Consider the following 26,537-nt stretch of genomic DNA (forward strand, 5'->3'; position numbering starts at 1 on the left):
ACTGGGCACGCAGATAGCCTCCACCCGACCAGACACTGCAAACTGCGGCGCAATGGTTTTGGGCGTTGCTGAAGCTTTGCGATCCACCTCTCCCCGCTTGGCGCGAGGAGAGATCGTTCATACAGGGCTGCTTATTCGTTGATTTCCATAAGACGGAAGCTGAAGCCGAAGCCGGAAAGGGTATAAGCCTTTGACGGATCGGACAGGGCAGGTGCCGAGACGCGCTTGCTTGCGACGAAGACCGAGATCTGGTCCTGGGCGAAGATCGACGGCGCGATGTCCTTCAGACGCTTGTTGAGATCTTCATAGATCTTCGCACGCTCTGTATCCGGTGCAGCACGGCCCTTGTCGAGCAGAGCGTCGACATCGGCGTCCTTCAGGTGTTCGGGCGACATCCATGTGCCGGCCGCCGAGGAGTGATACATGCTGTAAACCAGCGAGTCGGGATCGCCTGTCATGGTATTGACGAAGACCTGGCTGATGCTTGGCGTATTCTCGGGCTTGGTGACCTGCTCGGTAAACAGAGCCCACGGCACCTTCTTCACTTCGGACTTGATGCCGATCTCGGAGAAATTGGCCTGCATGAGCAGGGCGAAACGTTCCTCGATAGGAACTTCGCCGATCCACGAAATCTCGACATTCATGTCTTCCGGCTTGTACTTGCACTTGGCGAGATGTTGCTTCGCCTTGTCGAGGTCACGCTTGATCGCCTGGTCGGCCGGGAGGGAGCCGAGCATGCCGACAGGCAGTGCGCCGGTCGCCGGGCTGCCCTGAGCAACGGCATCTGTCACCGCGACCATCTTGATGCCGGACTCGTAGTCGAAGGCATAGGTGACGGCGAGGCGGCATTCCGGATCATCGAAGGGCGGCTTTGCGGTGTTCAGCTTGATATAGAATTCCGACACACCCCGCTCGGTCAGCAGTTGCGCGCCTTCGCTGGCGAGCGACTTCATGACTTCCGGCGGCAGCCATTGCGAGGAAATGTCGTGCTCGCCCTGCGAGATCAGAGTGCGGACGGTTGCGGCTTCCAGGCTATAGCGCAAACGCACGGTATCGGGGGCTTTGGCCGGCACCTTGAGGAAGTAGTCGGCGTTTTTCGCCATGACCGTTTCTTCCTGCGGATTGTGCGAGACCACCTTGTAGGCACCGGTGCCGGCAGCATGAGTGGAAAGATAGGCCTGGCCCCAATCCTTCATCTCGCCATTGCCATCACCGAGATTGGCCATGACGGTCTTCTTGTCGATGATCGGGAGGCGCGTCAGCGTCGACAGGAACGGTGCGAAGGGCTTGTCGAGGATAAACTTGACCGTCGTCGCATCGACAGCCTCAACCTTCTGGACGTTTCCGAACAGGTAGGAGAGACCCTGACCGAGCGCCTTCATGCGATCGAAAGAAAAGACAACGTCTTCCGCCGTGGTGACATTGCCGCTCTGGAACTTCACGCCGTCGGCAAGCTTGAACGTGTAGGTCGTGCCATCGGTCTCCCAGCTCTTGGCAAGCATTGGGTCGAAGCCCGACTGGCCCGGCTTTGGCTGCACCAGCGTATCATAGAGATTGAACATCAGGATCGAGTCGGCGTAGTCCGAAGCCTTGGCTGGGTCGATCTCGCCGACGGCGACTTCGTCGAGACGAAGTACGGTTTCGGCTGATGCGTATGAATGGATAGATGCGGCTGCGAGGAAAGCGGTTGCGAGTAGCTTAAGTCTGGTTCTCATTTTAGTTCCCGATGTTGTTTTTAGGTTTTTTTGGTGCACTGCGCCGATTGACGGCACGGGTGACGGCGACGCTCGTTTTCGGATCTCCCAGTGGATCTCCATCGCCGAATACATCCATTGTGCATGTGTGGAAGATGGTGGTCGTTTCGGTCGTGTGGTTCCAGGTTGCGTGGATGCGGGTGGAGGGAAAATGGACCGTGTCGCCTGCTTCCAGGATGATCCGATCGCCATCAAGCTCGAGCGTCAGTTCGCCCGAGACTATGAAGAAAATCTCCTCACCCTCGTGGCTCATCGGCTCGCTTCGGAAGCCGGGCGGCTCGTGGATAAGGGTCGAGTGCAACACGTTGCCGGGGAAGGAGGCGGACAGCCGTTCATAAGTGACCGCCCGTTGTCCGTCGCCTGCTAGGCCATAGACCGGCCGGTTGTCATGACGCGTCACCGGATTGCCCTTCGGCTGCTGGAAAAAGCTCCCGATCTCGAGATTAAGAGCGCGACAGACTGCGACCAGGGATACGAGCGAGGGGACGGTAATGCCGCGTTCAATCTGCGAAATGAAGCCAACAGAGAAGCCAGCCTTGTCGGCTACATCCTGCAAAGTCAGCTTCAATTCCTTGCGTCGAGCTCGCAGCCGCTCACCCAGCGGCGCCAAGCCCAACTCAGCCGTTGACGATGCGGCATCTGGTTTGATCTCTTTCAAACCCTACCCCTCTTTTTTAGTATTACTTCAATCTATGGGCAGCCAACGCATTGTCAAGCGACTTTTTTAGTGGGGCTAAAAATGAAGACGATCGCCATGTGCCGCCGTCGGATAGGTGCCGGCGTTATTGGCCGCATCAACTGTCGTTCGCCGCGGAGCCTCGCGTGCCTAGGAGAGCGACCTGCCGTAGTGGACAACAGGCAGTCGAAAAAGCGCTCGCAATTGTGATAGAGCCGGCCGCGTGCGCGGCGATCGTCGTTGCGCAGAGGTTCGTGCACATCATCGGCGTGGCGGTGAGCGAGACGAAGAAAGAGAGACGAGGATCGCGGTGGACAGTGTGACAGCGCACTTGCGAAACAACTGTCCGATCAGGCGCCCGCCAGGCGGGCACTTCCTCACCGGAAGAGGGCGGCAGTTACGGGCAACGCCAATAATGCAAACCAAACAATCCTGACGGTGAGGCGCGCTTCGCATCGTTCTTGCAGCATGTGCTGCTTCGCAGTCGGGAAATGCTACGTTTCGGAACTCCCCGCCCAGCCAGTGAACTTCGACACCTCGGCCTGATTCACCGTGAGGAATCGGCAAACACCTCCCTCACTGGCGAGCGAGCATCTGTTGGAACATGCGAGCACGGCCCAAATCGCCAAGCGGATAGGCGACTCACTCCGCCGAGCTATACCGCTCTTCCCAGTGCGAAAACTTGGCGTTGTATGGCGTCATATCGACCCGCGGGAACGCTACCGCCATTGCGATCGGCAACACCAAGCGCTTCGTCACGGATTTGCGTCGCTTCACTCTTTAGGTTTTCGTATTCAGCTGCGGGCATACGGCCACGCATGCGGTCGGCGTCCAAGCGTTGATTGTCGGCTTGTAGCTCCTGCAGGACGGTAGAAAGCCGCCGCTGATAGGTCAGTATCGGGACGGCAATGAAGTTGGCACTGTCGTCGCCAGAAGAATTATCTCGAAAAGATGACGGTCTATGACTATGGGAATGACTGTGGCCATGGCCGTGGCCATGACCTGCGGATGCGGCCAATGCCCCCGTCGTGCTTACGGCTAAGGAGAGCAGGGCAATCGCGAAGTGCGAGATGACAAAGCGCATGGCAGACTCCAGTACGCAGGAGGCGAGTCGATTTCGCCTCATTCATTTGAGCTGTCCGATTTCGTCGAGTCGCAATGGCACAGACATCACCGCGAAATCCAGCTCATTTTCGATTCTACTAATAAGTGCTGATTTTAATAATTAAATTAAGTTAATTGCCGATCCTCGCGCGAATGCACATTACGTAAGTTATTGATATTGCTTTTATATTTATGCCGATCAAATTCAGATGCCTTTTTGTGAAGGCTCGTGATGGAAGCCGGCGCGTGGACTCGGAGTCCTGGCCGGTTTCATCAGCCGGTCAAAGGTGAACGTGACGTCGTCGGCATTAAATTCCCTTAACGGCGTGAAGTCTGCCGTCGTCGGCCACTTTACGCCCTGCCGAGTTCGAACGTGTAGATACGACCGCCGTCGGAAATCTCCCAACGCAGGCGAGCGCCGCTACGATCCGGGATCCGCCTCGCTCCATCGTGGCTAGCTCCGTTGCGTCCGAAGACGCGCATTGCATTTTGCTTCAATGTATCGGAGCCGTATTCCCCCGTTGCAACTCCCTTCGGGGTCTGTGCTGCATACCAGATGTTTCAAGCCGCGCGCCTTTGCGAATACGTGCGCAACGTAAGGCTGGAACCGCCCCTCGAGCAGTTAGCCAGTTTCGGATTGCCGCCTATTAAGGCGCATACGCTCAATAATATGCCGCCCGGAACCCTCGACGTGGCGACCGATGGCGCGTGCTGCTCCGTCCGGGTCTTGTTCCTTGATGCAGGCGATCAACTCGCGATGTTCCGTAAGCACACCTGTCTGGCGGCTGAGCGATGTCGGAAAGCGACGGCTGATTGCCCAGAGAATCTGACGATGGCGCACCCAAAGATCGACGGCGTGTCGGTTGTAGTGACGGTCATACATCAACTGGTGGAATTCCAGGTCGAGGCTGGAATGTTTCAGCTCATCGCCAAAATTCAAAGCCTCGATTTCCGACTGAATCCGCTCCAGGGCTTCGATATCGGCTTTAGTGGCAACGCCGACGAACCAGCGCGTAAGGGCAGGTTCGATCAGCACTTCGATCTCGCAGATATCCCTTACGAAATCCTCGTCGATAGGCCGTACCCGCGCGCCGCGGTTGGGCATCATGATCACGAAACCTTCACCGCGCAGCTGTTGTAATGCCTCCCGCACCGGATTGGTGGATGTCCCCATGCGTGCGGCAAGCTCGGCAACCTTGAGACGCTCGTTTGCCTTCATTCGGCCATGAATGATGTCGTCGCGCAGCCGTTCATAGATGGAGCTGCCTCCGTCATCGACGAGGTCCTCGCTTTCGGTGGATGGGTGCTCTGTGATGCTGCTGATAGTCCTCATAACTCTGCATTTAATGCACTTTCCCTGCGTTTGCCAAGAGTGATCCGAATTGATTTATACACTCATATTGACAAATAATGTACGATCTGAGAGTTTTCATCCAACAAGAATGCTGCTTTCAGGCATTCTCCAGGGATGAAAACCGGCGGAGAGGGCCGGGCAATCAGGAGGAGAAAATATGGGTTACCAGCAAACGCTGCGTGGCTTCGTCGTGTCGACGGGGCTGTTGGGTGCTGCCATTCTGGGATCGATGGTCCCTGCCTGGGCGGTCGATTTCAAACAGGCACCGATGTTTGATGAGCAGGTGAAGGGCGGCAAGTTGCCGGCCGTTGCCGCCCGTCTTCCGGAACATCCATATGTCGAAGCCATGGTTGATGGTATCGGCAAGTACGGCGGCACGCTGCGCACAACGATCCTCGCCAATGGCGACCAGTATAACCTGACCCGCACCATCGCAAACGAACTCCTGGTTCGCTGGGATCCGGCCTGGCAGAAGGTCGTTCCATCCCTGGCCGAGGAGTTCACTGCATCTGAAGACGCGACCACCTACACCTTCAAGCTGCGCAAGGGCCTGAAGTGGAGCGACGGGCAGCCGTTCACGGCTGACGACATCATGTTCTGGTACGAAGACGTGTTCATGAACGACGCGCTTTCACCGGCCAAGAATCCGACATTCACCGTTGCCGGCAAGCCGGTAAAGGTGCGCAAGATCGACGACCTGACGGTCGAGTTCAAATTCGATAGCCCGTACGGCCTCTTCCTGCAGCAACTTGCGTATGGTCAGGGTCATCTTCCGGTGATCTACCCAAAGCATTATCTGCAGCAGTTCCACGAGAAGTATAACAAGGACGGCATCCCGGCACTGCTAAAGGCCAATCCGGCGGCTGGCGATTGGGTGGCACTCTTCAATTCGAAAGTTTCGCTGACCTTCCAGCCGCCCTACTGGCAGAATCTCGAACTGCCGACAATGAACCCGTGGGTTCTTACGGTTCCCTATGCCGATAGCGATCGGGTCGTGGCAACCCGCAATCCCTACTACTGGAAGGTCGATCCCGACGGCAACCAGCTTCCCTATATCGACGGGATCACCTGGGCCAAGCTGGATGATCCACAGCTGATGGCGCTGAAGATGACCTCCGGCGAATTCGACTTTGCCTTCCGCCATATCAACAACTCGACCTTCAAGTCGGTGCTATTCGATGGCCAGGAAACCGGCAACTATCGTTTCGTCGACGTCAAGGATCTGCCGGCCAACGACGCAGTCATCCTGCTCAACCTCAACTCGACCGACGACGTCAAGCGCAAGCTCTTCCAGAACAAGGACTTCCGCATAGCGCTCAGTCATGCCATCAACCGACAGGAGATTATCGATCTCGTCTATGTCGGGCAGGGAGCTCCGGCGCAGGTGGCGACACAGCCTGAGCACGAACTCTTCAACGAGCGCGAGGCAACACAGTACACCGAGTTCGATCCGAAGCTCTCCAACGAGATGCTCGACAAGATTATGCCGAAGAAGGATGCCGAAGGCTTCCGCCTCGACGAGAGTGGCAAGCGCTTTACCATCAACTTCATGGTCGCGGACGTCTTCGGTCTCTCCTATCCCGACGTCATGCAGATGGTGCAGAAATACGCCAAGGATGTCGGTATCGACATCCAGCTGCGGACGACGGACCGGGCCCGCCTGAATACCATGTGGTCTGCCAACGAGCAGGACGCCTATATCTGGAACTGCGTCGGTGGCCTATCTGAAGTCTACACCGATCCGCGCTGCTACATGCCTTTCCAGAAGGCCGATATCTTCTTCGCGATGAAGTGGAGCGAATGGTATTCAAACCACGCCACGGGTGAAGAGCCCCCGGCCGAAATCAAGGCGCTGATGGCGGCCTATGACAAGGTTAACGCCGCGGTCACCGATGACGACCGGCGCGACAAGATGAAGAAGTTTCTCAATCTGTCGGCCGACAACTTCCTCAACATCGGCATCTCGCGCCCCATGCCGAAGTACATGATGGTGTCGAAGAACCTGAAGAATGTCGTCAACGGTATCCCGATCACCGGCAACCTCTGGCATCCGGCGCCGACGCTGAGCCAATGGTATTTTGATAAGCCGGCCAACTGAGGTCCTCCCAAGGACCGGTGGGTCGTCCCGCCGGTCCGTTCCTTCGATTCAATCGAACGGTCTGAAAAGATGCTCCGTTATATCGCCAAGCGGCTGGTGTTCGCGATCCCGACACTCTTTGCCGTTTCCATTATTGCCTTCATCATCATCCAGCTGCCGCCTGGGGATTATCTGACGACCTTGATGGCCGATTGGGCGAGCCAGGGCGGCGCTGTGGAAGAGGGGACAGTCGCCGCGATGCGCGAGCGATACGGCCTCGATCAGCCGATGTACTTCCAATACTACAAATGGATCGCGGGCATCCTCCTGCATGGCGATTTCGGAATTTCCTTCGAGCTAGGAAAGCCCGTCACGGCGCTCATCTGGTCTCGCCTTGGCTTCTCTTTGCTCCTATCCTTCCTGACGCTTTGCTTCGTCTGGGCAGTCGCCATTCCGATCGGAATCCTATCTGCGGTTCGGCAATATTCCATCTCGGACTATTCCGCGACCTTCCTCGCCTTCTTCTTTCTCGCCGTGCCCGACTTCCTGATGGCGCTGTCGGCCATGTACGTCATGTCGGCCTATTTCGGTCAAAGCGTCGGCGGGCTCTTCTCGCCTGCTTACGTCGATGCGCCCTGGAGCTTCGGCAAGCTCATCGATTTCGCCCAGCACGTCTGGCTGCCCGTCATCGTCATCGGTCTTGGTTCGCTTGCGGCCCTTGTCCGCATCATGCGCGCCAACCTGCTCGATGAACTTTCAAAGCCCTATGTGACGACGGCGCGTGCCAAGGGCATGTCCGAGTTCGAGCTGCTGATCCGTTATCCGGTCCGTCTTGCGCTCAATCCGCTGATCTCGACGCTCGGCTGGATCCTGCCGGCGGTCATATCGGGCGAGATCATCGTGTCCGTCGTCATGAGCCTGCCGACGACAGGGCCGCTACTGCTCCGGGCATTGCTCGCGCAGGACATGTATCTCGCCGGCTCGCTCATCCTGCTGATTTCGGTGCTGACGATCATCGGCACACTGATTTCCGACATCCTGCTCGCCATCACTGACCCGCGGATCCGGTTCCAATGACAGACATTACACATCTCCCGCCGGATACCGGCCCATCGATCAACCTCAGTGGCCGGGACATGGCCGTTGCCGGCCAGTGGCAGCTTTTCTGGCTGAAGTTCAAGAAACACAAGATCGCGCTGGCGAGCCTCGTCGTCATCGTCTTCATGTATCTTGTCGCAGCATTTGCCGACTTCGTCGCACCCTTCGACCCGAATGCCACGAATGCGCGGTTCACCTATGCGCCGCCGCAGAGCATCGCACTGCTCGTCGACGGCGCCTTCCGGCCGCATGTCAGCCAGCTCAAAATGACGTTGAACACCGAATCCATGCGGCGTGAATTCGCACCCGATCCGACAAAGCCAGTTGATGTCGGCTTCTTCGTCACCGCGCCACAGCCCTATCATCTGCTGGGCTTCGTCCCGATGCAGACCAAGCTTTTCGGCCTGAAGAACCCGATGCCGGGCGACAGCATGTATATTTTCGGCGCTGATCGTCTCGGCCGCGATATCTTCTCGCGTGTCGTTCACGGCGCCAAGATCTCGCTCTCGATCGGCCTCGTCGGCGTCTTCATGAGCCTCGTGCTGGGCGTGACCATTGGTGGCATCTCAGGCTTCTTCGGCGGATGGATCGATCTCGCCATCCAACGTATGATTGAGCTCCTGCGCTCAATTCCGACGATCCCGTTATGGATGGGACTTGCTGCCGCCATCCCCGTCGGCTGGCCGCCTCTCAGGACCTATTTCGTCATCACCTTGATCGTTTCGCTGATCGGCTGGACGAGCCTGGCGCGCGAGGTGCGTGGCAAGTTCCTCTCCCTGCGTAACGAGGATTTCGTCATCGCTGCCCGTCTCGACGGCATGAGCGAGATCGGCATCATCTTCCACCATCTGGTGCCGTCCTTCATGAGCCACATCATCGCAACGCTGACGCTCGCCATCCCCTCGATGATCCTGGCGGAAACCGCACTGTCGTTCCTCGGCATCGGCTTGCAGCCGCCGATCATTTCCTGGGGGGTGTTGCTGCAGGAGGCGCAGAACATCCGCGCCGTGGCGCAGGCCCCGTGGCTTCTGTTTACGCCGGCAGCTGCGATCGTCATCTCGGTGCTTTCCCTCAACTTCCTCGGCGACGGTCTCCGCGATGCCGCAGATCCCTACGAGTCGGTGTCATGACCATGACTGATGATACGATCCTCAAGGTCGACGACCTCAAGACCTATTTTCCGACCCGCACGGGCGTATTCAAGGCGGTCGATGGCGTTTCGTTCGAGCTGAAGCGCGGCAAGACGCTCTGCGTCGTGGGCGAATCCGGCTCCGGAAAGTCAGTGACGGCACGCTCCATCCTGCAGATCGTCGATCGACCTGGCCGGATCGAAGGTGGCTCGGTCGTCCTGACGCGGCCCGACGGTTCGCAAACTGACCTTGCCACGCTCGATCCGCGAGGCAAGGAGATCCGCAGCGTTCGCGGCAAGGAAATCGCCATGATCTTCCAGGAGCCGATGAGCTCGCTCTCGCCGGTACACCGCATCGGTACGCAGATCGGTGAGGCGCTGCGAATCCATTTCGGCATTCGAGGCGAGAAACAACGCGAACGTGTCCTGGAGCTTTTACGGCAGGTGGAAATTCCGCGCCCGGAAACCGCCATCGACCGTTACACGTTCGAGTTCTCCGGCGGCATGCGCCAGCGCGTGATGATCGCCATGGCACTCGCTTGCAATCCCTCGGTCCTGATTGCCGACGAGCCGACAACAGCGCTCGACGTGACCACGCAGGCCGAAATTCTCGACCTCATTCGCAAGCTGCAGCAAAGCCATGGAATGGCCGTGCTGTTCATCACTCACGACATGGGCGTCGTTGCCGAGATCGCCGACGAAGTCCTCGTCATGTATCGCGGCAAGGTCATGGAGAAGGGGCCGGTCGAGCAGATTTTCCACGCCCCTCAGGATGACTACACGCGCCGGCTTATCGGTTCAGTCGTCAAGCTGGAGCGCAAGGCGGAAGTGCGCCTGTCGCGTCCGCCGATCCCTGTTGAAGCGCCGCCGCTCCTCGAGGTAAAGAACTTATCGCTGACCTTCCCCTCCGGACTTCGCGCCGTCGACGATGTGTCGCTGATCGTCCGTCCCGGCGAAACGCTCGGCATCGTCGGCGAGTCCGGATCCGGCAAGACGACGATGGGTCGTTGCCTGCTGCGCATCTACGATCCGCAGTCTGGCGCCATGGATTATCGTCGCAACGACGGCAGCACCGTCGAACTGCGCACAACCGACAAGGCGACACTCAAGGATGTCCGCCGCGATATCCGCATGATCTTCCAGGATCCGGTCGGATCACTGAGCCCCCGCAAGACCGTCGGCCAGATTATCGCCGAACCTTTGAAACTTGCTGGCATGAAGGGTAGGCTGCTCGACGAGCGCGTCGCAGAACTCATGCAGCAGGTCGGCCTGGAACCCGCCTGGCGGGAACGCTATCCGCATGCTTTTTCCGGCGGACAGCGCCAGCGTATCGGGATTGCCCGCGCCATCGCCGTCAAGCCGCGGTTGATCATCGCGGACGAGGCAACCTCGGCACTCGACGTCTCTCTTCGCTCGCAGATGCTGGACCTGATGATGAAGCTGCAGGACGAGCTTGGGCTCTCTTATGTCTTCATCTCCCACGACATGTCGGTCATCCGCTATATGTGCGATCGCGTGGCAGTCATGTATCGCGGCAAGATCGTTGAAGCCGGCGAGACCGACCAGGTCGTCAACAATCCGGCGCATGACTATACGCGTGCGCTCCTCTCCGCCATTCCCCATCCCGATCCACGCGACCGGCGTATTCATAACCGGTTCCGCTACGACCCCACACGCACAGTTTCAGCCAACGGATAAGTCATGAAAATTACAGACGTCAAAATCATTGTCTGCTCGCCGGGCCGCAATTTCGTCACGGTCAAGATCTTCACGGACGAGGGCCTGACTGGTGTCGGCGACGCCACGCTGAACGGACGCGAAAAAGCCGTGGTCGCATATCTCAAGGACCATCTCGCGCCGCTTCTGATCGGCCGAGACCCGAGCCGCATCGAGGATATCTGGCAGTATTTCTATAAAGGTGCCTACTGGCGCCGTGGTCCGGTGACCATGGCCGCTATAGCCGGCATCGACACGGCGCTCTGGGATATCAAGGCGAAGGCAGCCAACATGCCGCTCTACCAGCTGCTTGGCGGTGCAAGCCGCGAAAAGGTGCTTTGCTATACCCACGCGCAGGGGACCGATATCGCGGAGGCCGTCGAGGCGGTCGGTCGCCGCATCGAGCAGGGCTACAAGGCAATCCGCGTGCAGGTTGGCATTCCGGGCCTTCCTGATGTCTATGGCACAGGCAAAAAATCCGTCACCAACAATGCAGCTGACGACGCGGTTCCGCATGAGGAAGTCTGGTCGACCTCGAAATACCTGCGCCATGTCCCGAAACTCTTCGAAACCGTTCGCGAGGCCCACGGTCCTGACATCGAACTTCTGCATGACACACATCATCGCCTGACGCCAATCGAGGCAGCCCGTCTTGGGAAAGATCTGGAGTTTGCCCGGCTCTTCTGGCTCGAGGATACGGTCGCCGCCGAACATCAGGAAGGTTTCCGCCTGATCCGCAAACACACGACAACGCCTCTTGCCGTCGGCGAAGTGTTCAACACCATCTGGGATGCGCGTCTGCTGATCGAGGAACAGCTGATCGACTACATTCGCACGACGACGGTGCATGCCGGCGGCATCACGGCTCTTCGCCGCATCATGGACTATGCCAGCGTCTACAATGTGCGCACCGCCTGCCACGGCGCCATGGACATGTCGCCGATCTGCCTTGGCGCCAACTTGCATCTTGACCTCTGGGTTCCGAACTTCGGCATCCAGGAATATTCGGGCTACCTGCCCGAGATCCTTGAAGTCTTCCCCAGCGCCTGGAGCCTAGACGATGGCTATCTGCATCCTGGTGAGGCCATTGGCCATGGGGTCGATATCGATGAGAAGCTTGCCGAGAAATATCCATATCAGCGCGCCTATCTGCCGGTAAACCGTCTGGAAGACGGCACGCTCTGGCATTGGTAGGAAGGACCTAGAGATGAAGATTGCAGCAATCAAAAGCTACGCCGTCAAAGTCGGCATCCGCAACCAACTTCTGGTGAAGGTCGAGACCGACGAGGGGATTTTCGGCTGGGGGGAGAGTGGTCTTTCCGGTCGCGAGAAGGCCGTCGTCGGCGCCCTTGAGCATTATGCGGAGTTCCTGCGCGGCCGCGATCCATTCAAGATCGGTGCGCTCTGGCAGGAAATGTACCGAAGCCAGTATTTCGAGGGTGGTCGCGTGCTACAGGCGGCGATCTCGGCGATCGACATCGCGCTGCATGACATCAAGGGTAAGGCCCTTGGTGTCCCGGTCTACGAACTGCTCGGCGGGAAGCAGCGCGATCGCATCCCGACCTTTGCGACGACCTTCGCGGAACCGGGGCCAGCAATGGTCGAGCAAGCACAGATGCTTGTCGAGCGTGGATGGACAGCCATGCGTCTTTCACCCTCAGGCCATGAGCACAAGGAGATTTACGAGCCCAGAGAGCATATCGCAACGTCAGCCAAATGGTGCACCAAAGCCCGGGAAGCATTGGGCGAGGATGTTGTACTTGGTATCGACTATCACCACCGCCTGACGGTCGCGGAAGCCGCAAGTTTCTGCCAGAAGATGCCGAAGGGTACGCTCGATTTCCTGGAGGAACCGATTCGAGACGAGACGCCCGGCGCCTACGAGGCCCTGCGCCGCATGACTGATGTGCCCTTCGCGATTGGCGAGGAGTTCTCATCCAAATGGCAGTTCCTCCCCTATATCGAACGGGACATCCATCAGTTCAATCGCCTCGACGTTTGCAATGTGGGTGGCCTAACGGAATCGATGAAGGTGGCCGGCTGGAGCGAGGCCCATTATGTCGACATGATGCCGCATAATCCGCTGGGTCCGATCTGCACGGCGGCGACCATTCACTTCTCTGCCGCCGTCGCGAATTTTGCGTGGCTGGAGACCCGGGCAAGCCCCGCAGAGACCCATCTAGGCTTCGACAATTCCGACTTCTTCCCGGTCCAGCCCCGTCTTGACGGCGCATGGTATCCGGTGCCGGATGCACCCGGTCTGGGGGTCGAAGTGAACGAGGCGCTGATCGCCAGGCAAAGCTTCGAGTACTGGGAGGCGCCACACCTGAGGCGTCGCGATGGTTCGGTGACGAATTGGTAGGCCAATGAGCCCTTCGCCAGTCGTGGTGCCCGACATCGCGCGGTGTCGAGTAGGGCATGGCATCTAAGGATATAAGCGACGTGTCGGGGCGGTCGTTCCCGTCACATCGCAAGCCGTTCACTCCGCGTCCCTTTAGTGCAGTAGCGATGCGCTTCACGGTGTTGAGGCAGTCGTCTCGCTCGTCACGAATTGCGTCGATACCGCTGATCGCCACTAAATACGCCTGCCTTGGCCGTCGAACAGCAAGCAATCTGCGGGTCGTATGCTGAGCTGCAGTTCGCTTGCGACCTTAAGGTTCGGCTTGCCGCGGACTTCGGCAATGAGCGAGGTGTCGCGCCCCGCGTCCGTGTAAACGTAGGAAACGCCACCCAGATGTTCGATTACTTCAGGTGTCAGGCTGACGTTCACGCTGCCGGCCGTATCGGGCTCCAGAAAGTGTTCTGGACGGATACCGACCACCATTTGCTGCGGCATTTCCGAGTTGGCATCGCGGGGCATCACCACGATACCCGCAATGCCGAGATCAGGGGCGTTCAGGATTACGCCGCCAGCCTCCGTTCGCCCTGTCATCGTAGCCGGAACGAAGTTCATCTTCGGCGAACCGATAAACCCGGCGACAAATGCGTTGTCCGGATCGCTGTATAGCTCGAGCGGCGTTCCGACCTGCTCGATACGTCCGTCGCGCAAGACGACGATACGGCTGGCGAGGGTCATCGCTTCGACTTGGTCATGGGTGACATAGATCATCGTCGCACCAAGGTCGGCATGGAGCTTGGCGATCTCGATGCGCATCCGCACCCGCAGCTCTGCGTCGAGATTGGAAAGCGGCTCGTCGAAAAGGAATATCTTCGGATCGCGCACGATGGCCCGACCGATTGCCACACGCTGACGCTGGCCACCGGAAAGCTGCTTCGGCTTCCGTTTGAGATAGGGCTCGAGATGCAGTGTGCGAGCCGTCTTCTCGACCAGTTTCTTACGCTCCGCCTGAGGCATACCCGCCATTTCGAGGCCGAACGCCATGTTCTCTTCTACAGTCATGTGCGGGTAGAGGGCGTAGGTTTGAAAGACCATGGCGATCCCACGCTTGCTGGGGTCGGATTTCGACACATCGGTGCCATCAATTTCGATTGCCCCGCTGTCGGCGGTTTCCAGTCCGGCAATCATGCGAAGCAGGGTAGACTTGCCGCAGCCAGATGGGCCGACGAAAACGATAAACTCACCATCCTCGACCATCAGGTCGACATTGCGGATCACCTCGGTATCGCCGAAGGATTTCTTCATGCTCTTGAGTTGGAGTTTTCCCAAGGTTCGGTCCTTTATTTCACGGCGCCTTCGGTGAGGCCGCTGACAAACCAGCGCCCGACCAAGGCAAAAAGAATGACGACAGGCAGGACAGCGAGGCTCGCGCCGGCCAACAGAAGGCCCCAATCGATCTGATATTGGCCGATGATGCCCGAAAACCCGACCGGGACCGTTCGCTTTGCATCGGAAAGAATAAGCACGGAGGCGAAAACATACTCGGTCCACGCGCAGATGAATGCGAAGATGCCGACCGACGCGATGCCGGGAGCGATCAGCGGGATCATGATCCTGCGCAGGATGACGGCGGGCGGAGTTCCGTCCATGACGGCAGCCTCCTCGATCTCCTTGGGGACGGAGGCGAAGAACGAGCGCAACATCCAGATGGAGAAGGGAAGCGCAAAGGTCACGTTGACGATGATCAGGGCGGCGAGCGTATCGATGAGCCCCACTTTTGCAAACATGCCAAACAGTGGGATGAGCACGACGATGCTCGGAAAGGCGTAGGCAAGCAGAATGATGCGATAGAGCGTCTCGCGGCCCGGAAACGCGAGGCGGAAAAACGCGTAGGCAGCAGGAACCGCCAGAGCCAGCGTCAGGGCGGTCGAGAGGGTCGCAACGATCAGGCTATTGACCATGTAGGTCGGATAGTCCGACCCGCTCAACAGCTTCGTGAAATGCTGCAAGGTGAACGAGTGCGGCACCATCGTCGGCACGCGGGCGATAATTTCCTGGGGCAGCTTGAACGCACCTGACAGCACCCACCAGAAGGGCAGTCCGATCAACAGGGTCAAGACGATCAGCGAAAGGCAGAGTAACAGGGACGAGGTGAAAGGGCGCTTCATCGATCGTCTTCCCGCATCAAGGTTCGGCTTGCCAAGAGTGCAAAAGCCATCAGGAGAATTGTCGCCAACACAGACATGGTTGCCGCTTCGCTGAGCTTGTAGCCCTTGAAGGCAGTCTCATAAATGATGACGGGAAGCGTACGGGTGCCGCCCGCAGGTCCCCCTGCCGTCATCAGCCATATGATGTCGAACACATTGAATGACAGGAGCGTTCCGACCACGGTCAGCACCCCAAGCGTCGGTGCGAGGAGAGGCCATGTAATGCGCGTGAAGCTTCGCCAACCATTGGCGCCATCGATCCGCGCAGCTTCGTAAAGATCAGAGGGAATGCGTGTGAGCCCGGCAAGCATCATAAGCGCTATGAACGGAAACCAGCGCCAGGAATTGATGAAGATCAACGTCGCCATCGCCGTCCATGGCATGCTGAAGAAGCCGATCGGACGATCAATCAGTCCTGCCTGCGTCAGGAGCGGATTGATCATTCCGCCTGATGTCGAAAATAGCCATCGCCAGATGATCACGACAACGACTGTTGGCACGATCCAGGTGAGAATGACCCAGGTGCGGGCAATGCGCACACCTGGGAAATTCTGGTTGAGGGTCAGTGCGGTGATCAGCGCGAGGACCGTCTGGACCATGGCATTTGCGACGACCCAGATGATGCTCATGACCACAGCCATCCAGAAGCTCTGGTTGGACAGGACGACCGAGTAGTTCTGCAGGCCTACCCATTGTCCGGTCGAGCCGATGGTTCTGACGTCCTGTATGCTCAACAGGATTGCAGAGACCAACGGCCAACCGAGAATGCCTCCCAGGACGATGAGCGCCGGTGCCACAAAGACAATGGCGAGTAACCGCGACTTTTGCATCCGGCGCTCCTCCCAGCTGCTACTTGGCGACTTCGATCATTCTGTCCTGGCCAGCCGCGACAGCGTCAGCCGCGGTCTTGCCCCCAACCACGATCATCTGCAGGGTTTCGGCAATCACGTTCTGTGCGGAGACGGCCGCAATCGAAGGGAAGGTTCGACCGCTGGTGAAACCGAACAGCTTCCCGTTCTGAGAGTTTGCGATGATCGTCTCGACCTGCGACTTGTACTTCTGGACCATGGGATCGCTCCAGAAGCTCTCAGACTTGGCACCATCTTCCGTCACGGGCATGAACAGGCCAGGTTCCATGTTGAGAAACTTGCCGTAGGTTTCCGGCTGAAGCAGGTAGCGAACGAACTCCTCGGACGCCTTGCGCTTGGCATCGTCCTTCGACAGCAACATGACGGCGTTTGCATAGGCAATCGTGTTGTGATCGCTTTCGCCGTCTGCATGCGGGATCGCGGCTACGCCGAGGTCTGCCGGTTCACCGCCGCCCTGGGTGTCGTAGCTCGAAATCACGGAGAATTGCATGATCATGCCGCAGCTCTTGGACACGAAGCAGGCCTCGGCTTCGCCCCAGGTCCACGAGGTACTGTCCGGCGGGGACAGCTTCTGGAGGCTGGAGTAATAGTCGAGCGCGGCGACCGTCTGAGGATTGTTGAAGCGGAAGCTTCCGTCCTCATTGAAGATCTCGGTGGCGCCGCCGTTGACCATGACGCTGTAGATCGTCTGATCGGTGTAGAGCTGCTTGTTGGCCGGCAATCCAATCCCGAAGACGCCATTTGTGCTGAGCTTTTCAGAAGCCGCCTTCCAGTCGCTCCAGTTCTCCGGAACCTTCAGGCCCGCCGCATCGAGCACACTCTTTCTGTACCAGAGGTTCATCGCCATGTTGTAAAGCGGTACGGCCCAGATGCCGCCGTCATAGCTGTAGGACTGGACAGCGCTCTTGACGAAGTGGTGCTCCTTGTCGAGCTCGCCGACGAAATCGGAAACCGAGGTCAGGGCGCCGATGTTCTTGAGAATGGGTGTGAAGTCGGGAATCGCAAACAGCATGTCCGGGCCGGCGCCGGCAGCCAGTGCAGCGGGCGCCTTCGCGTAAACCTCACCCCAGTTCTGGGGCTCCTGCTTGACCTTGATGTCAGGATGAGCCGCGTTGAAGGCATCAATGATTTCCTGGATTCGCGCGACGCGGTGTGGCGGCTGTTCCATGTGCCACAACGTAACCTCCACGGGTGCGGCAATGGCGTTGAGCGGCATCAGCAGGCAGGCGCCGGCGAGGAGGCCCAAGATTCTGTTCTTCATGTCAGTTCCCTCTTTTTTACGTTGCTCGTTGACAGTGAACTTGTCTCAGAGATGCGGATTGCGCGGGCGGAACCGCTCGACCAGCTTCTCGTTGATCTCCTTTGCACCCGGCATGTTGGCGCTCAGGTAGATGGGAGCGTTGCCATCCGCCGAAAGCCGCGCGGCAACTTCGGCCAGGATGGCATTCAGGATCGAGACCCCGATTGCCGTCGAAATGGGTCCGACTTTCAGATCGCTACCGGGAACGTCCAGAATGGCATCGCCGGGCGGTGAACCGTTGTCGAGGACGATATCGGCAAGGTCGGCAAGGCGCGTTCCGCCTTTAGCCGAAGCCGTGGAATAGGCTACAGAGGTAATGGCGATTACCGTGGCGCCGAGGTCTCGCCCGATGTTTGCGGCCTCGATGGGAGCGGCATTGGTCCCGGAATTCGAGATCACGAAGAGAACGTCTCCCGCACGGATGCCATAGCGGGCGAAGATGGGGGCGACGATGCCCGGCATGCGCTCATAGGCGGTGCCGGCGACCGCTCCCTCATGCAGCATCGTCGGACCGGCAAGGATGGGAACCGTGATTGCCAGCCCACCGGCGCGGTAGTGAGCTTCCTCTGCCAAGACGTGGGAGTGACCCGTTCCGAAAATATAGACGCGATGATCGGTTCGTGCGGCATCGACGATCGCCTCTACGGCTTTTTCCATGGCTGGCGCGAGTTCCGTCCGAACCTGGCCCAGGCGCGAAATCAGCGCGTCGAAATATTGATCCGTCAGCAGTGTCATTGTCCGTCTAATGCTCCGAGATTGAGATCCACTTTCATGACGAATGAATCGCCGCGATAGAAAGATCTTACGAATTCAAATGGATGGCCTTTGCTGTCGAACGTCAGACGCGTCAGCTTGAGGACCGGGCTGCCCTCGATGAGGCTCAGGGAACGAGCCGTCGATGCGTCGGCAGTTGCCGCCATCATGGTCTGTTCACCGGTTGTCGGAATGATCCCGAAATGATCCCGTAAGATCCCGTAGAGGGACTCGCGGCTGAAATCAGCCAGTTCGATCAATCCCGGCGCCAGGGACGCGCTGACGTCCGTCGTTTCGATCGCCACCGGTTCGCCGTCAACGAGACGGACGCGAACCAGCCGGTGAACCTGGGCGTTGCTTGGAAGATGCAGTGCTTCGATGGCGAAGCTGTCCGCTGCACGGGTCTCAGCAAGGACCACGAGGCTGGAGGTTTTGTGGCCCTGGCGCGCCATTTCCTCGGTAAAGCCCGACAACGTCGAAAGTTTCTGTTCGATAACGGGATGCGTCACGAACGTGCCCTGGCCAACCCGTGTTTCGACGAGCCCACGCGTGGTGAGGTGTTGGATGGCCTGGCGGGCCGTCATGCGGCTGACCCCGAGATCGGCAGCCAGTACACGTTCTGAATCGATCTTCTCGCCTGCCTTCAGGCGTCCCGCCTGGATGTCATTCGCAAGCTGGGTTGCAATCTTGATGTAGAGAGGTGCCTCTTGATCGATCACAGCCAATCCCTCCGGTATAGTCCGCAGAAACCAATGGTATAGACCAATTTTGAAAATGCAAGCGCCTACTCGGAATTTTGCTGGGCGCCTCAGTTTTTGGAGAGTAAGCGATCCCGATGACCGCGATAGCGTTGCAGCGCGGATTCGTATTCGGAGCGCATCGCTGGGTTGGATCGGTAGCGCTTGGCATTGCCGGCAACCGCTCGCGACGCCGTCCGGATATCCGGGAAATGGCCAAGCGCGGTAGCAACCAGAAGTGCGGCGCCCCGCGCGCCGAATTGTGTGCCGTGGGGCACGACGACGTCGCGTTGCAGGATGTCGGCAATCATCTGGCTCCAGAATGGGCTCTGGCTTCCTCCCCCCGTCAGCACGACTTCGCTTCCTGCGAAGTTCAGCACGTCGAGGAGATCACGCATGGCCAGCGCAACCCCTTCGAACACCGCGCGAAACAGCTCCGGGCGGCCATGCAGTGATGTCAGGCCGGCAAACTGCGCGCGAGCATCAAGCGAGACGACCGGCGCTATAATGCCGCTTTCGCTAAGGTACGGCAGATATGTCAGTTCCCGTGCCCCGATCGGGACGCCCTCGACCATTGCGGTGATCAGTTGATAGCGATCAGGGTTGGAGGCCAAGTCTGGTGCCAATGCGCCGATTGCCCAGTCGAGGTTGAGTGTACCCGCGACATTGACCATGGAGCGGTACCAGACATCGCCCGGCAGTGAGAACAAAAGTCCCACATCCGGCGGCGTGAAAACCGGTTTGTCATGGCAAACGCCGACCATGCAGGTTGTTCCAAGTACGGCCGTCGCGCCGTTTGCATCCAATCCGCCAGCCCCGATGACCGTCGCTGCGACATCGCCGGCGCCAATGCCCACCGGCAGGCCCTGCGGAAGTCCGGTGAGAGCAGCGGCTTCGCTGCTGAGAGAACTTTGCACCGTTTCGGAATCGAAGACCGGTGGCAAGAAGTGGGAATGCTCCTCCAGTCCGAATAGCGCGATCATTGCCTCACTGCGCTGTCTTTCGCGCGCGCTGCCGGGAATGACGGAGGCCTCGCTGCGGTCGGTCGCCGCAAAGCCGGTCAGTCTCATGCGAATGAAGTCCTTGTAACTTAGGACATAAGCGGTCTGGGCGATTGTTTCGGGCTCATTCTCCACCAGCCAGGCCAGCACGGGCAACGTACATCCCTGCTGCAGGACCGAGCCGGAGGACTGGAATATTCGCGAACCGACGTTCGGGTCGGCGGCCGTCAGCCGGTCAATGATTTCCTGGCTTCGGCTGTCTTCCCAATTGATGCCTGGTCTGACCGCTTGGCCTTCGGAATCAACAAGCCAAGCACCAACCATTGCCGCCGAGATGCCTATTCCGCCAATTTCGCGAGGCTCCAGACCACTAGATCGGAGCGCGTCACGGATAACGTCAACGACAGCCGCCCAGCACATCTCCGGGTCAAGCTCGCACCAGCCCGGTTTTGGCCTACTGATTGGCGTGCGCCGCGTCGCCTCGGCCAACTGCCGGCCGGCTAGATCAAAAATGGCTGCTTTGCAAAGTGATGAACCGGCGTCGATGCCAATGAAATAGGTGCTAATGATCCCCTGCCTTTCTCGAGGCAAAAACTATCCGAGAACGATTCGGGGCTGTTTAGGGGAAGCCCACATGCTTCTCGGCACTGCAACAATCAAACGTGCGGCAGATAAAGACGTATCCGATAGCGGAGGTCAACCGTTCGTCCTAATGTCGTTTTCCCTGCGTGCGGTTTGCGAGACGTGTGGTTTTTTTATTGTTTCGTTCAGAGCAGGTCACGATAGGTCGCTTCGGCTCCACAAGCGAAGGCGTGTAAAGCTCATGTAAATTCAATACTTTATATACAATAAAACCGGCACCTAGGCGAATTTGGTCCGACGTTGACTCTCATTCGCTCTGCCTAGGAGATCGACCTGCTTTGGAGCTCGGAGTCGCTCCCAGATCAACACCAACTCCATCAAACCCGTGTAGCTTCCTTGGGCGCGCGCTGCATAGCGGCGCTCCTCGAGCCGATGCCTTGGCATAGGGAGCGCGTGAATTCAGTCTTCGTAGAACTGGCCCGCTCGCGGGCCTGCAAGCGTGACCTGCCAGCTTCCTTTTCGCTTGAAATTTTGACTGACGAGGAAGGTATACCCCGTGCGGTGCCATGGTTTGACGCCGCCGCTGAGATTGTCCAGAACGTAATCCCCGGAGTTCAAGCGAGCCAACAAGACCATGTGGTTGCTCCCGCTGCGATCGAGAACGACAGACAGGGCAAGTTTGTTGGATGGGAAACCCATTCCGATGAGCGTCCTCATCTTGAGCAGTGCATAATTCTTGCAGTCGCCTATGTTGCCGGCTGACCAATAGAAGGATTTTCCGGGCTCTTCGGCCGGGGTTACGCTGGCGTTTACATAGCGATTGACTTGTTGCAACACGCGCAGCGCTTGGCCGTCGTCGAGCCTCCCGCTGCGCCTGCCATGGCACAACCAATCATATCTCGCGCAAGCTGAGCTGAAACCGAGTGGAGCCGCAATTGATCTGCTTGTTGGAACTTCAGATCCGGCAACGCCTTGACTTGAGAGCAGAGGAACAGAGACAACAAACCCGAGAACGTTCATCATTATTCGCATGCTTGCCTCCTTGTTTTTACCAAGCTGCACAGCTTCCGAACCGATATAGAAACGCCAGACGCAACGCCTGCCGGATTTCCGGTCATCTTGTAGGTGACCGAAAGCACTCCAATTTTCCCGACAACATAATAATGCGTCTGACGACAACGCGACGCGTGATCCCCATTCTAGCCTCTCACAGCGTCGAGGGATTTTCAACGGGAAAGCCCTAAGAGCTCTTACTCAGATCCCGCCCGCCAGCGCCGTGATCCTAGTCCTGATCCGACCGTTCGGCGGCGAAGATCGCGTGGCCAACCGCAATGACCATGGAACGGCCCGGTCCCTCCAGTCACTTCGCCTGTTTTCTTGCTCGAAAAGCTATCCGGGGGCGACCTCTGCCACCGTCCGGTCTACTTCATCATTGCGATGGGTAGGTGTCCTCGAGGCAGAGGCGGGCGGGGGACCAGAATGCTTTCAACGACCGACCATGCCAGTGGCGGCGGGTCCGCAGGTGTGGCTTCGATCATCGACTTGCGATTGGCTATCTCGTGTTCTGTCCAGCACGGCCGATCGCCGCCTGGTGCACCGAGGAGACAATCGTTGTCGCGCCCGTCCGGCGTACACCGTCAGGCGTTATCGGGCCTCAATCCCTACGCATCGGTTTCCTTCTCGTCTGTTATATTATCTGTCTGCGCGGTCGGCTGGCTGGTTCAGCAGAAGTAATCGGGGTAGCGCGTGCGAAGCTCCTCAACGTCTGGAATGACGGCGCCGAGATGATGCATCATCGCCCGGTGCGCGCCTTCGACCTCATGTTCTGCGATGGCGTTGCGAATCAGGATATGTTCCAGAACGACATGGTCCATCCGGCCTAAGGCTGGCAGCGTAAGGCGGCGTGCCCGGTCGATCTGTACCTTCACCGTCTTCAAAATTGCCCAGATGCCAGGATAGCCGGCGATCTGAGTGATTGCTTCGTGGAATGCCTCGTCCATTTCGTGAAAGCTGGACGTGTCGCCAAGTGCGGCCAGAGCCTTCTGGCGGGCGATGATCGCGTCTAGCCGTTCGACATCTTGATCCGTCGCGATCCGTGCGGCCTTTTCAACCGTGGCTGCTTCGAGGGCTTTCCTGACAACCACCGCCTCTGGGATGGCGGAAACCGGAATGCGAGAGACGACGGTTCCGGCTTGCGGGTAAATGTCGACCAGGCCACCTTCGGAAAGTCGCAGTAACGCCTCGCGTACCGGCGTCCGGCTCACCCCGAATTCCTCGGCGATCTTCTTTTCTTGCAAGGCCATGCCCGGCGGCATCCGCAGAGCGAGGATGTCGTCGTAGAGACGGTGAAAGACGGCGTCTGCCGTGGTTACCCGCCGCACCTTTGGAAGCCGTGCCGGCAGGGTTCTGACACCCTCTGAAAGCCCAGCTGCACTGGCACTGCGCTCACGCATCCCGATCCCTATGTTGACACTTTTGACCATACTAGTATATCAATTTGCGGCGGTTGCCAAGCGTCGTTGATGAAGCGATGCCTTATCTGCGACGACGGTTTGTTCGAACCGCTTACGACCAGGAGGAGATGGTCGTTGACAAACGAACACGAAAAGGGAGGAGACGTTATGAACATTACGCGCAGAACATTCGTTGGTACTGCGGCAGGCGTCGCTGTGGCCGGCCTGATGCCCGGCCGTCTGTTTGCACAGGCGAAGAAGCCCGCAAGCCCGGTTACCATCACCATCGCCGACGTTGCGGGCAACCTGGCACTGAGCCAAGGTATGTTCGAGGCCTATGCGTCCGAGAAGGCTGACTGGGTGTCGAGCTTTGCCTTTACCAAGGCGCCGGCGCCGGAACTGCCCGGCAAGATCAAGGCGCAACAGGCTGCCGGCAAGGTCGATATCGACTTGGTATTGACCGGTACCGACGCACTGTCGGCCGGTTTCGACCAGGGGCTCTGGGTCGATCTCTCCGCCCACAAATCCGATTTGCCGAACCTTGAAAGCATCCTTCAGCCGCAGGCATTCAAGATGCAGGGGCTTGCCAAGAACCAGGGCGTCGTAATCACCTATTATCCATCAGGGCCACTGATCGAATACATGCCGGACAAGGTGGTGAACCCGCCGAAGACCGCCCAGGAACTGCTCGATTGGGCGAAGCAGAACAAGAACAAGTTCCTCTATGCTCGCCCGGCCAACTCGGGACCGGGCCGCACTTTGCTTATGGGGTTGCCCTATTTGCTTGGCGACAGCGATCCGCGCGATCCCGCGAAGGGCTGGACAAAGACCTGGGAATATCTCGCTGCACTTGGCGAAAACATCGAATACTACCCGAGCGGAACGGGCCAGGTGATGAAGGAGCTTGGTGAAGGGACCCGCGACATCGTTGCGACCACGACCGGTTGGGACATCAATCCGCGTGCGCTGGGCATCGTTCCTGCGGAAGCCAAGGTCCAGAAGCTCGATGGTTTCCATTGGGTTACCGATGCTCACTACGCTGTCATTCCGAAGGGCGTTTCGGAAGAGAAAATTGCGGTTCTCATGGATGTCCTGAACTACATCCTGCAGCCCAAGCAGCAGGCGATCGCCTATGACGCGGGCTATTTCTATCCGGGCCCGGCCGTCAAAGACGTCACGGTCGACATGGCACCGCAGGAAAGCCAGGACGTCATCAAGGAGTTCGGCCGCGCGGAATATGCCGACTGGATTGCCAACAATCCTTTAGAGGTGCCGCTCGAACCAAAGCAGCTCGTTGAGGCGTTCCGTATCTGGGACGAGAAGATCGGCGCCAAGAAGGGCTGATTGACTAGGGGCGCCGGCCGCCAGCCCGGCGCCTTGCAATCTCAACGATAGATCGCCTCGATACATGGAGTCTTGCATTGAACGCGCCCGCCCAGAACGCAGCGCCGTCGGCGCGCAACAACGCCCGACTAGAGCTCGTCGGTCTTCGCCGCTCCTTCGGTGCTTACAATGCACTCGACGGGATTGATCTTGCGATCGACCCTGGCGAGTTCATCGCACTGCTTGGCCCATCTGGCTGCGGTAAATCGACGGCATTGAATTGCATCGCAGGTCTGCTTGCGCTTTCGGGCGGCGAAATTCGCCTCGGCGGCAACCGCATCGATCAATTGGAGCCCGAAAAGCGCGGCTTCGGCATGGTTTTCCAGAGTTATGCTCTGTTCCCCCATATGAGCGTACGCAAGAATGTCGGCTTCGGGCTTGCCATGCAGGGCATCAAGGGTGCCGAAGCCGACAGGCGGATCAACGATGCTTTAGCGCTCGTACGTCTTGAAAGTCAGGCCGACAAGCTCCCTGGACAGCTTTCGGGCGGGCAGCAGCAGCGCGTGGCGATAGCGCGCGCCGTCGTCATCCGCCCGCCTGTCGTGCTGATGGACGAGCCGCTCTCCAATCTCGATGCCAAGCTGCGTCTGGAGATGCGTGCTGAAATCCGCGGCATCCACGATCAGATAGGCTCGACCACCATTTACGTCACCCACGACCAGGATGAGGCCCTGTCGCTTGCCGACCGCATCGTCGTCATGAGCCAGGGGCACATTGAGCAGATTGGATCGCCGAAGGATCTCTACCAGCGTCCTGTCAACCTCAACGTTGCGGATTTCATGGGCTTTCGCACACGCATTCCGGGCCGGGTCGTTGCCGTTAAAGGCGACGAGGCACAGATCGAGGCTGCCGGCGCCAGACTGACCGGCAGGATGCGCACCCCAGTTGAGGTGGGCGAGGCCGCCGTGCTTTGCGTTCGCCCCGAAGACCTGGTCGCGGTAAGCGGCGAAGGCATCCCTGCAAGTGTGAGCAGCATGGAATATCGCGGCCGTGCGTTCTTTGGCCTGGCCAAGTCGCCTGACGGATCCGACCTCTATTTTCGAGCCGACGAAGCCTTGCCGCGCGGAGCCGTCGCTGTCTTGCAACCGGTCGCAGAGCGCTCGCTTGTTTTCAAGGGGACCGCGCTGTGAACGGGCCGTCGCTGCGCACCCGGCTTGCTGTTCGCGGCCTCGACGGCACCACCATGCTTGTGCTCCCGGGCCTGATCTTCATGATCGCGCTGTTCGTCTACCCCTTTCTCTATGGGGTCGTCGATTCGCTGGCGCCGAAGGAAGGAGCGTGGTATGCGAACTATACTAGGTTTTTCAGCGACCCATTCCAGTATAACACCATCAGCGCGACGATGTGGCTGGCGCTGCCGGTAACGATCCTCAACCTGGCACTAGCCGTTCCGATCGCCTTCCGCGTCCGCCTGATGCGGCGTCAACGACTGCTGACGACCATTCTCGTTTTGCCGATTACGCTCGGCACGGTCTTTGTCGCCGATGGCCTCCTGACGTTCCTCGGCCCACGCGGCTGGTTCAACCACACCCTGTTGCTGCTCGGGATCTTGGATTCCCCTGTCAAGCTCACCAATAACTATTGGGGTGTTTTTGCCTCGCTGCTGATTACCGGCTTTCCGTTCGCTTTCCTGCTCACCTTGTCCTACATCACAGGCATCGATCCGGCGATCGAACAGGCTGCCGCCACGTTGGGTGCCGGTCCGCGTAAGCGGTTCTTCAGTGTTTTTCTTCCACTCCTTGTACCCGGGCTCGCGGTCACCTTTTGCCTCGCCTTCGTGCAGGCGTTCGCAGTGTTCCCCTCAGCAGTGCTGCTCGGGGCGCCGGCCGGACCCACTCGCGTCATTTCGATCGCCGCATATCAGGCCGCTTTTGAGCAATATGATCATTCCCTGGGTTCCGCGATAGCCCTCGTCATGGGTGGCGTAGAGCTGGTCGTTGTCCTCGCCGTCCTCGCGGGCCGGTCCTTGTTTTATCGCGGCCCTGCCGGTGGCACGAAAGGCTGAA

General features: G+C 58.7%; 22 protein-coding genes and 1 pseudogene. 9 read left to right on the forward strand and 14 right to left on the reverse strand.

What is annotated here, in order from left to right; genetic code table 11:
- Positions 1-131 precede the first annotated feature (131 nt).
- The 4 genes from A6U87_RS13165 to A6U87_RS13175 all read right to left on the reverse strand — a co-directional run bounded on the left by A6U87_RS13165 (position 132) and on the right by A6U87_RS13175 (position 4,867).
- Positions 132-1,715 carry an ABC transporter substrate-binding protein gene (locus A6U87_RS13165; RefSeq protein ID WP_065691715.1) on the reverse strand — a complete coding sequence of 528 codons (1,584 nt, stop codon included), beginning with the start codon at positions 1,713-1,715 and terminating at the stop codon, positions 132-134.
- A gap of 1 nt (position 1,716) precedes the next feature.
- A complete protein-coding gene (locus tag A6U87_RS13170) occupies positions 1,717-2,412 on the reverse strand; it encodes a helix-turn-helix domain-containing protein (RefSeq protein ID WP_065691716.1) in 696 nt (231 codons plus the stop codon).
- Between the two features lie 673 nt (positions 2,413-3,085).
- The gene (locus A6U87_RS29690) at positions 3,086-3,514 is read right to left on the reverse strand and encodes a hypothetical protein (RefSeq protein WP_141683951.1); all 429 of its coding nucleotides are present in this window, start codon (positions 3,512-3,514) and stop codon (positions 3,086-3,088) included.
- A 642-nt stretch (positions 3,515-4,156) separates the two neighbouring features.
- Positions 4,157-4,867: a GntR family transcriptional regulator gene (locus A6U87_RS13175; RefSeq protein WP_065691717.1), complete on the reverse strand. Its 711-nt coding sequence runs from the start codon at positions 4,865-4,867 to the stop codon at positions 4,157-4,159.
- Between the two features lie 178 nt (positions 4,868-5,045).
- Here A6U87_RS13175 and A6U87_RS13180 point away from each other — a divergent pair, with 178 nt between their 5' ends.
- The 6 genes from A6U87_RS13180 to A6U87_RS13205 all read left to right on the forward strand — a co-directional run bounded on the left by A6U87_RS13180 (position 5,046) and on the right by A6U87_RS13205 (position 13,270).
- Positions 5,046-6,986 (forward strand): ABC transporter substrate-binding protein, encoded by a 1,941-nt coding sequence (locus tag A6U87_RS13180; RefSeq protein ID WP_065691718.1) that lies wholly within the window; start codon positions 5,046-5,048, stop codon positions 6,984-6,986.
- Positions 6,987-7,055: 69 nt separating this feature from the next.
- Positions 7,056-8,042, forward strand: a complete 987-nt coding sequence (locus tag A6U87_RS13185) for an ABC transporter permease (protein WP_065691719.1) — start codon at positions 7,056-7,058, stop codon at positions 8,040-8,042.
- The gene (locus A6U87_RS13190; protein ID WP_065691720.1) at positions 8,039-9,193 is read left to right on the forward strand and encodes an ABC transporter permease; all 1,155 of its coding nucleotides are present in this window, start codon (positions 8,039-8,041) and stop codon (positions 9,191-9,193) included. The genes A6U87_RS13185 and A6U87_RS13190 overlap by 4 nt, the downstream gene beginning before the upstream one ends.
- Positions 9,190-10,890, forward strand: coding sequence for an ABC transporter ATP-binding protein (locus A6U87_RS13195; RefSeq protein ID WP_065691721.1), 1,701 nt, complete (start codon positions 9,190-9,192; stop codon positions 10,888-10,890). Before A6U87_RS13190 ends, A6U87_RS13195 begins: the two co-directional genes overlap by 4 nt.
- 3 nt (positions 10,891-10,893) lie before the next feature.
- Positions 10,894-12,102, forward strand: coding sequence for a D-mannonate dehydratase ManD (gene manD, locus A6U87_RS13200; protein WP_065691722.1), 1,209 nt, complete (start codon positions 10,894-10,896; stop codon positions 12,100-12,102).
- Between the two features lie 13 nt (positions 12,103-12,115).
- Entirely contained in the window at positions 12,116-13,270 is a 1,155-nt protein-coding gene (locus A6U87_RS13205) for a mandelate racemase/muconate lactonizing enzyme family protein (protein ID WP_065691723.1), read from the forward strand.
- Between the two features lie 213 nt (positions 13,271-13,483).
- Here A6U87_RS13205 and A6U87_RS13210 read toward each other — a convergent pair whose 3' ends face one another.
- The 10 genes and pseudogenes from A6U87_RS13210 to A6U87_RS13250 all read right to left on the reverse strand — a co-directional run bounded on the left by A6U87_RS13210 (position 13,484) and on the right by A6U87_RS13250 (position 23,148).
- Entirely contained in the window at positions 13,484-14,575 is a 1,092-nt protein-coding gene (locus A6U87_RS13210) for an ABC transporter ATP-binding protein (RefSeq protein ID WP_083199365.1), read from the reverse strand.
- Between the two features lie 11 nt (positions 14,576-14,586).
- Positions 14,587-15,414: a carbohydrate ABC transporter permease gene (locus A6U87_RS13215; protein WP_065691725.1), complete on the reverse strand. Its 828-nt coding sequence runs from the start codon at positions 15,412-15,414 to the stop codon at positions 14,587-14,589.
- Positions 15,411-16,283, reverse strand: a complete 873-nt coding sequence (locus tag A6U87_RS13220; protein WP_065691726.1) for a carbohydrate ABC transporter permease — start codon at positions 16,281-16,283, stop codon at positions 15,411-15,413. Before A6U87_RS13220 ends, A6U87_RS13215 begins: the two co-directional genes overlap by 4 nt.
- Before the next feature lie 19 nt (positions 16,284-16,302).
- Positions 16,303-17,583, reverse strand: a complete 1,281-nt coding sequence (locus tag A6U87_RS13225) for an ABC transporter substrate-binding protein (RefSeq protein ID WP_065691727.1) — start codon at positions 17,581-17,583, stop codon at positions 16,303-16,305.
- 45 nt (positions 17,584-17,628) lie between these two features.
- Complete coding sequence (locus A6U87_RS13230) at positions 17,629-18,357, reverse strand: SIS domain-containing protein (RefSeq protein WP_065691728.1); 729 nt, start codon at positions 18,355-18,357, stop codon at positions 17,629-17,631.
- Positions 18,354-19,094, reverse strand: a complete 741-nt coding sequence (locus A6U87_RS13235) for a GntR family transcriptional regulator (RefSeq protein ID WP_065691729.1) — start codon at positions 19,092-19,094, stop codon at positions 18,354-18,356. Before A6U87_RS13235 ends, A6U87_RS13230 begins: the two co-directional genes overlap by 4 nt.
- 89 nt (positions 19,095-19,183) lie before the next feature.
- A complete protein-coding gene (locus A6U87_RS13240; RefSeq protein ID WP_083199367.1) occupies positions 19,184-20,704 on the reverse strand; it encodes an FGGY-family carbohydrate kinase in 1,521 nt (506 codons plus the stop codon).
- Between the two features lie 450 nt (positions 20,705-21,154).
- Positions 21,155-21,727, reverse strand: a complete 573-nt coding sequence (locus A6U87_RS13245; RefSeq protein WP_065691731.1) for a transglutaminase-like cysteine peptidase — start codon at positions 21,725-21,727, stop codon at positions 21,155-21,157.
- Between the two features lie 437 nt (positions 21,728-22,164).
- Positions 22,165-22,343: pseudogene (locus tag A6U87_RS30655) on the reverse strand (mannonate dehydratase); the annotation flags it as partial.
- Between the two features lie 73 nt (positions 22,344-22,416).
- Entirely contained in the window at positions 22,417-23,148 is a 732-nt protein-coding gene (locus A6U87_RS13250) for a GntR family transcriptional regulator (protein WP_083199442.1), read from the reverse strand.
- A 168-nt stretch (positions 23,149-23,316) separates the two neighbouring features.
- Between A6U87_RS13250 and A6U87_RS13255 the strand changes: the two genes are divergently transcribed.
- The 3 genes from A6U87_RS13255 to A6U87_RS13265 all read left to right on the forward strand — a co-directional run bounded on the left by A6U87_RS13255 (position 23,317) and on the right by A6U87_RS13265 (position 26,536).
- Complete coding sequence (locus tag A6U87_RS13255; protein WP_065691732.1) at positions 23,317-24,492, forward strand: extracellular solute-binding protein; 1,176 nt, start codon at positions 23,317-23,319, stop codon at positions 24,490-24,492.
- A 77-nt stretch (positions 24,493-24,569) separates the two neighbouring features.
- Positions 24,570-25,661 carry an ABC transporter ATP-binding protein gene (locus A6U87_RS13260; protein WP_065691733.1) on the forward strand — a complete coding sequence of 364 codons (1,092 nt, stop codon included), beginning with the start codon at positions 24,570-24,572 and terminating at the stop codon, positions 25,659-25,661.
- A gap of 53 nt (positions 25,662-25,714) precedes the next feature.
- The gene (locus tag A6U87_RS13265) at positions 25,715-26,536 is read left to right on the forward strand and encodes an ABC transporter permease (protein ID WP_244499508.1); all 822 of its coding nucleotides are present in this window, start codon (positions 25,715-25,717) and stop codon (positions 26,534-26,536) included.
- Position 26,537 lies beyond the last annotated feature (1 nt).

It is taken from the genome of Rhizobium sp. AC44/96 (assembly GCF_001692185.1).
Classification (GTDB): Bacteria; Pseudomonadota; Alphaproteobacteria; order Rhizobiales; family Rhizobiaceae; genus Rhizobium.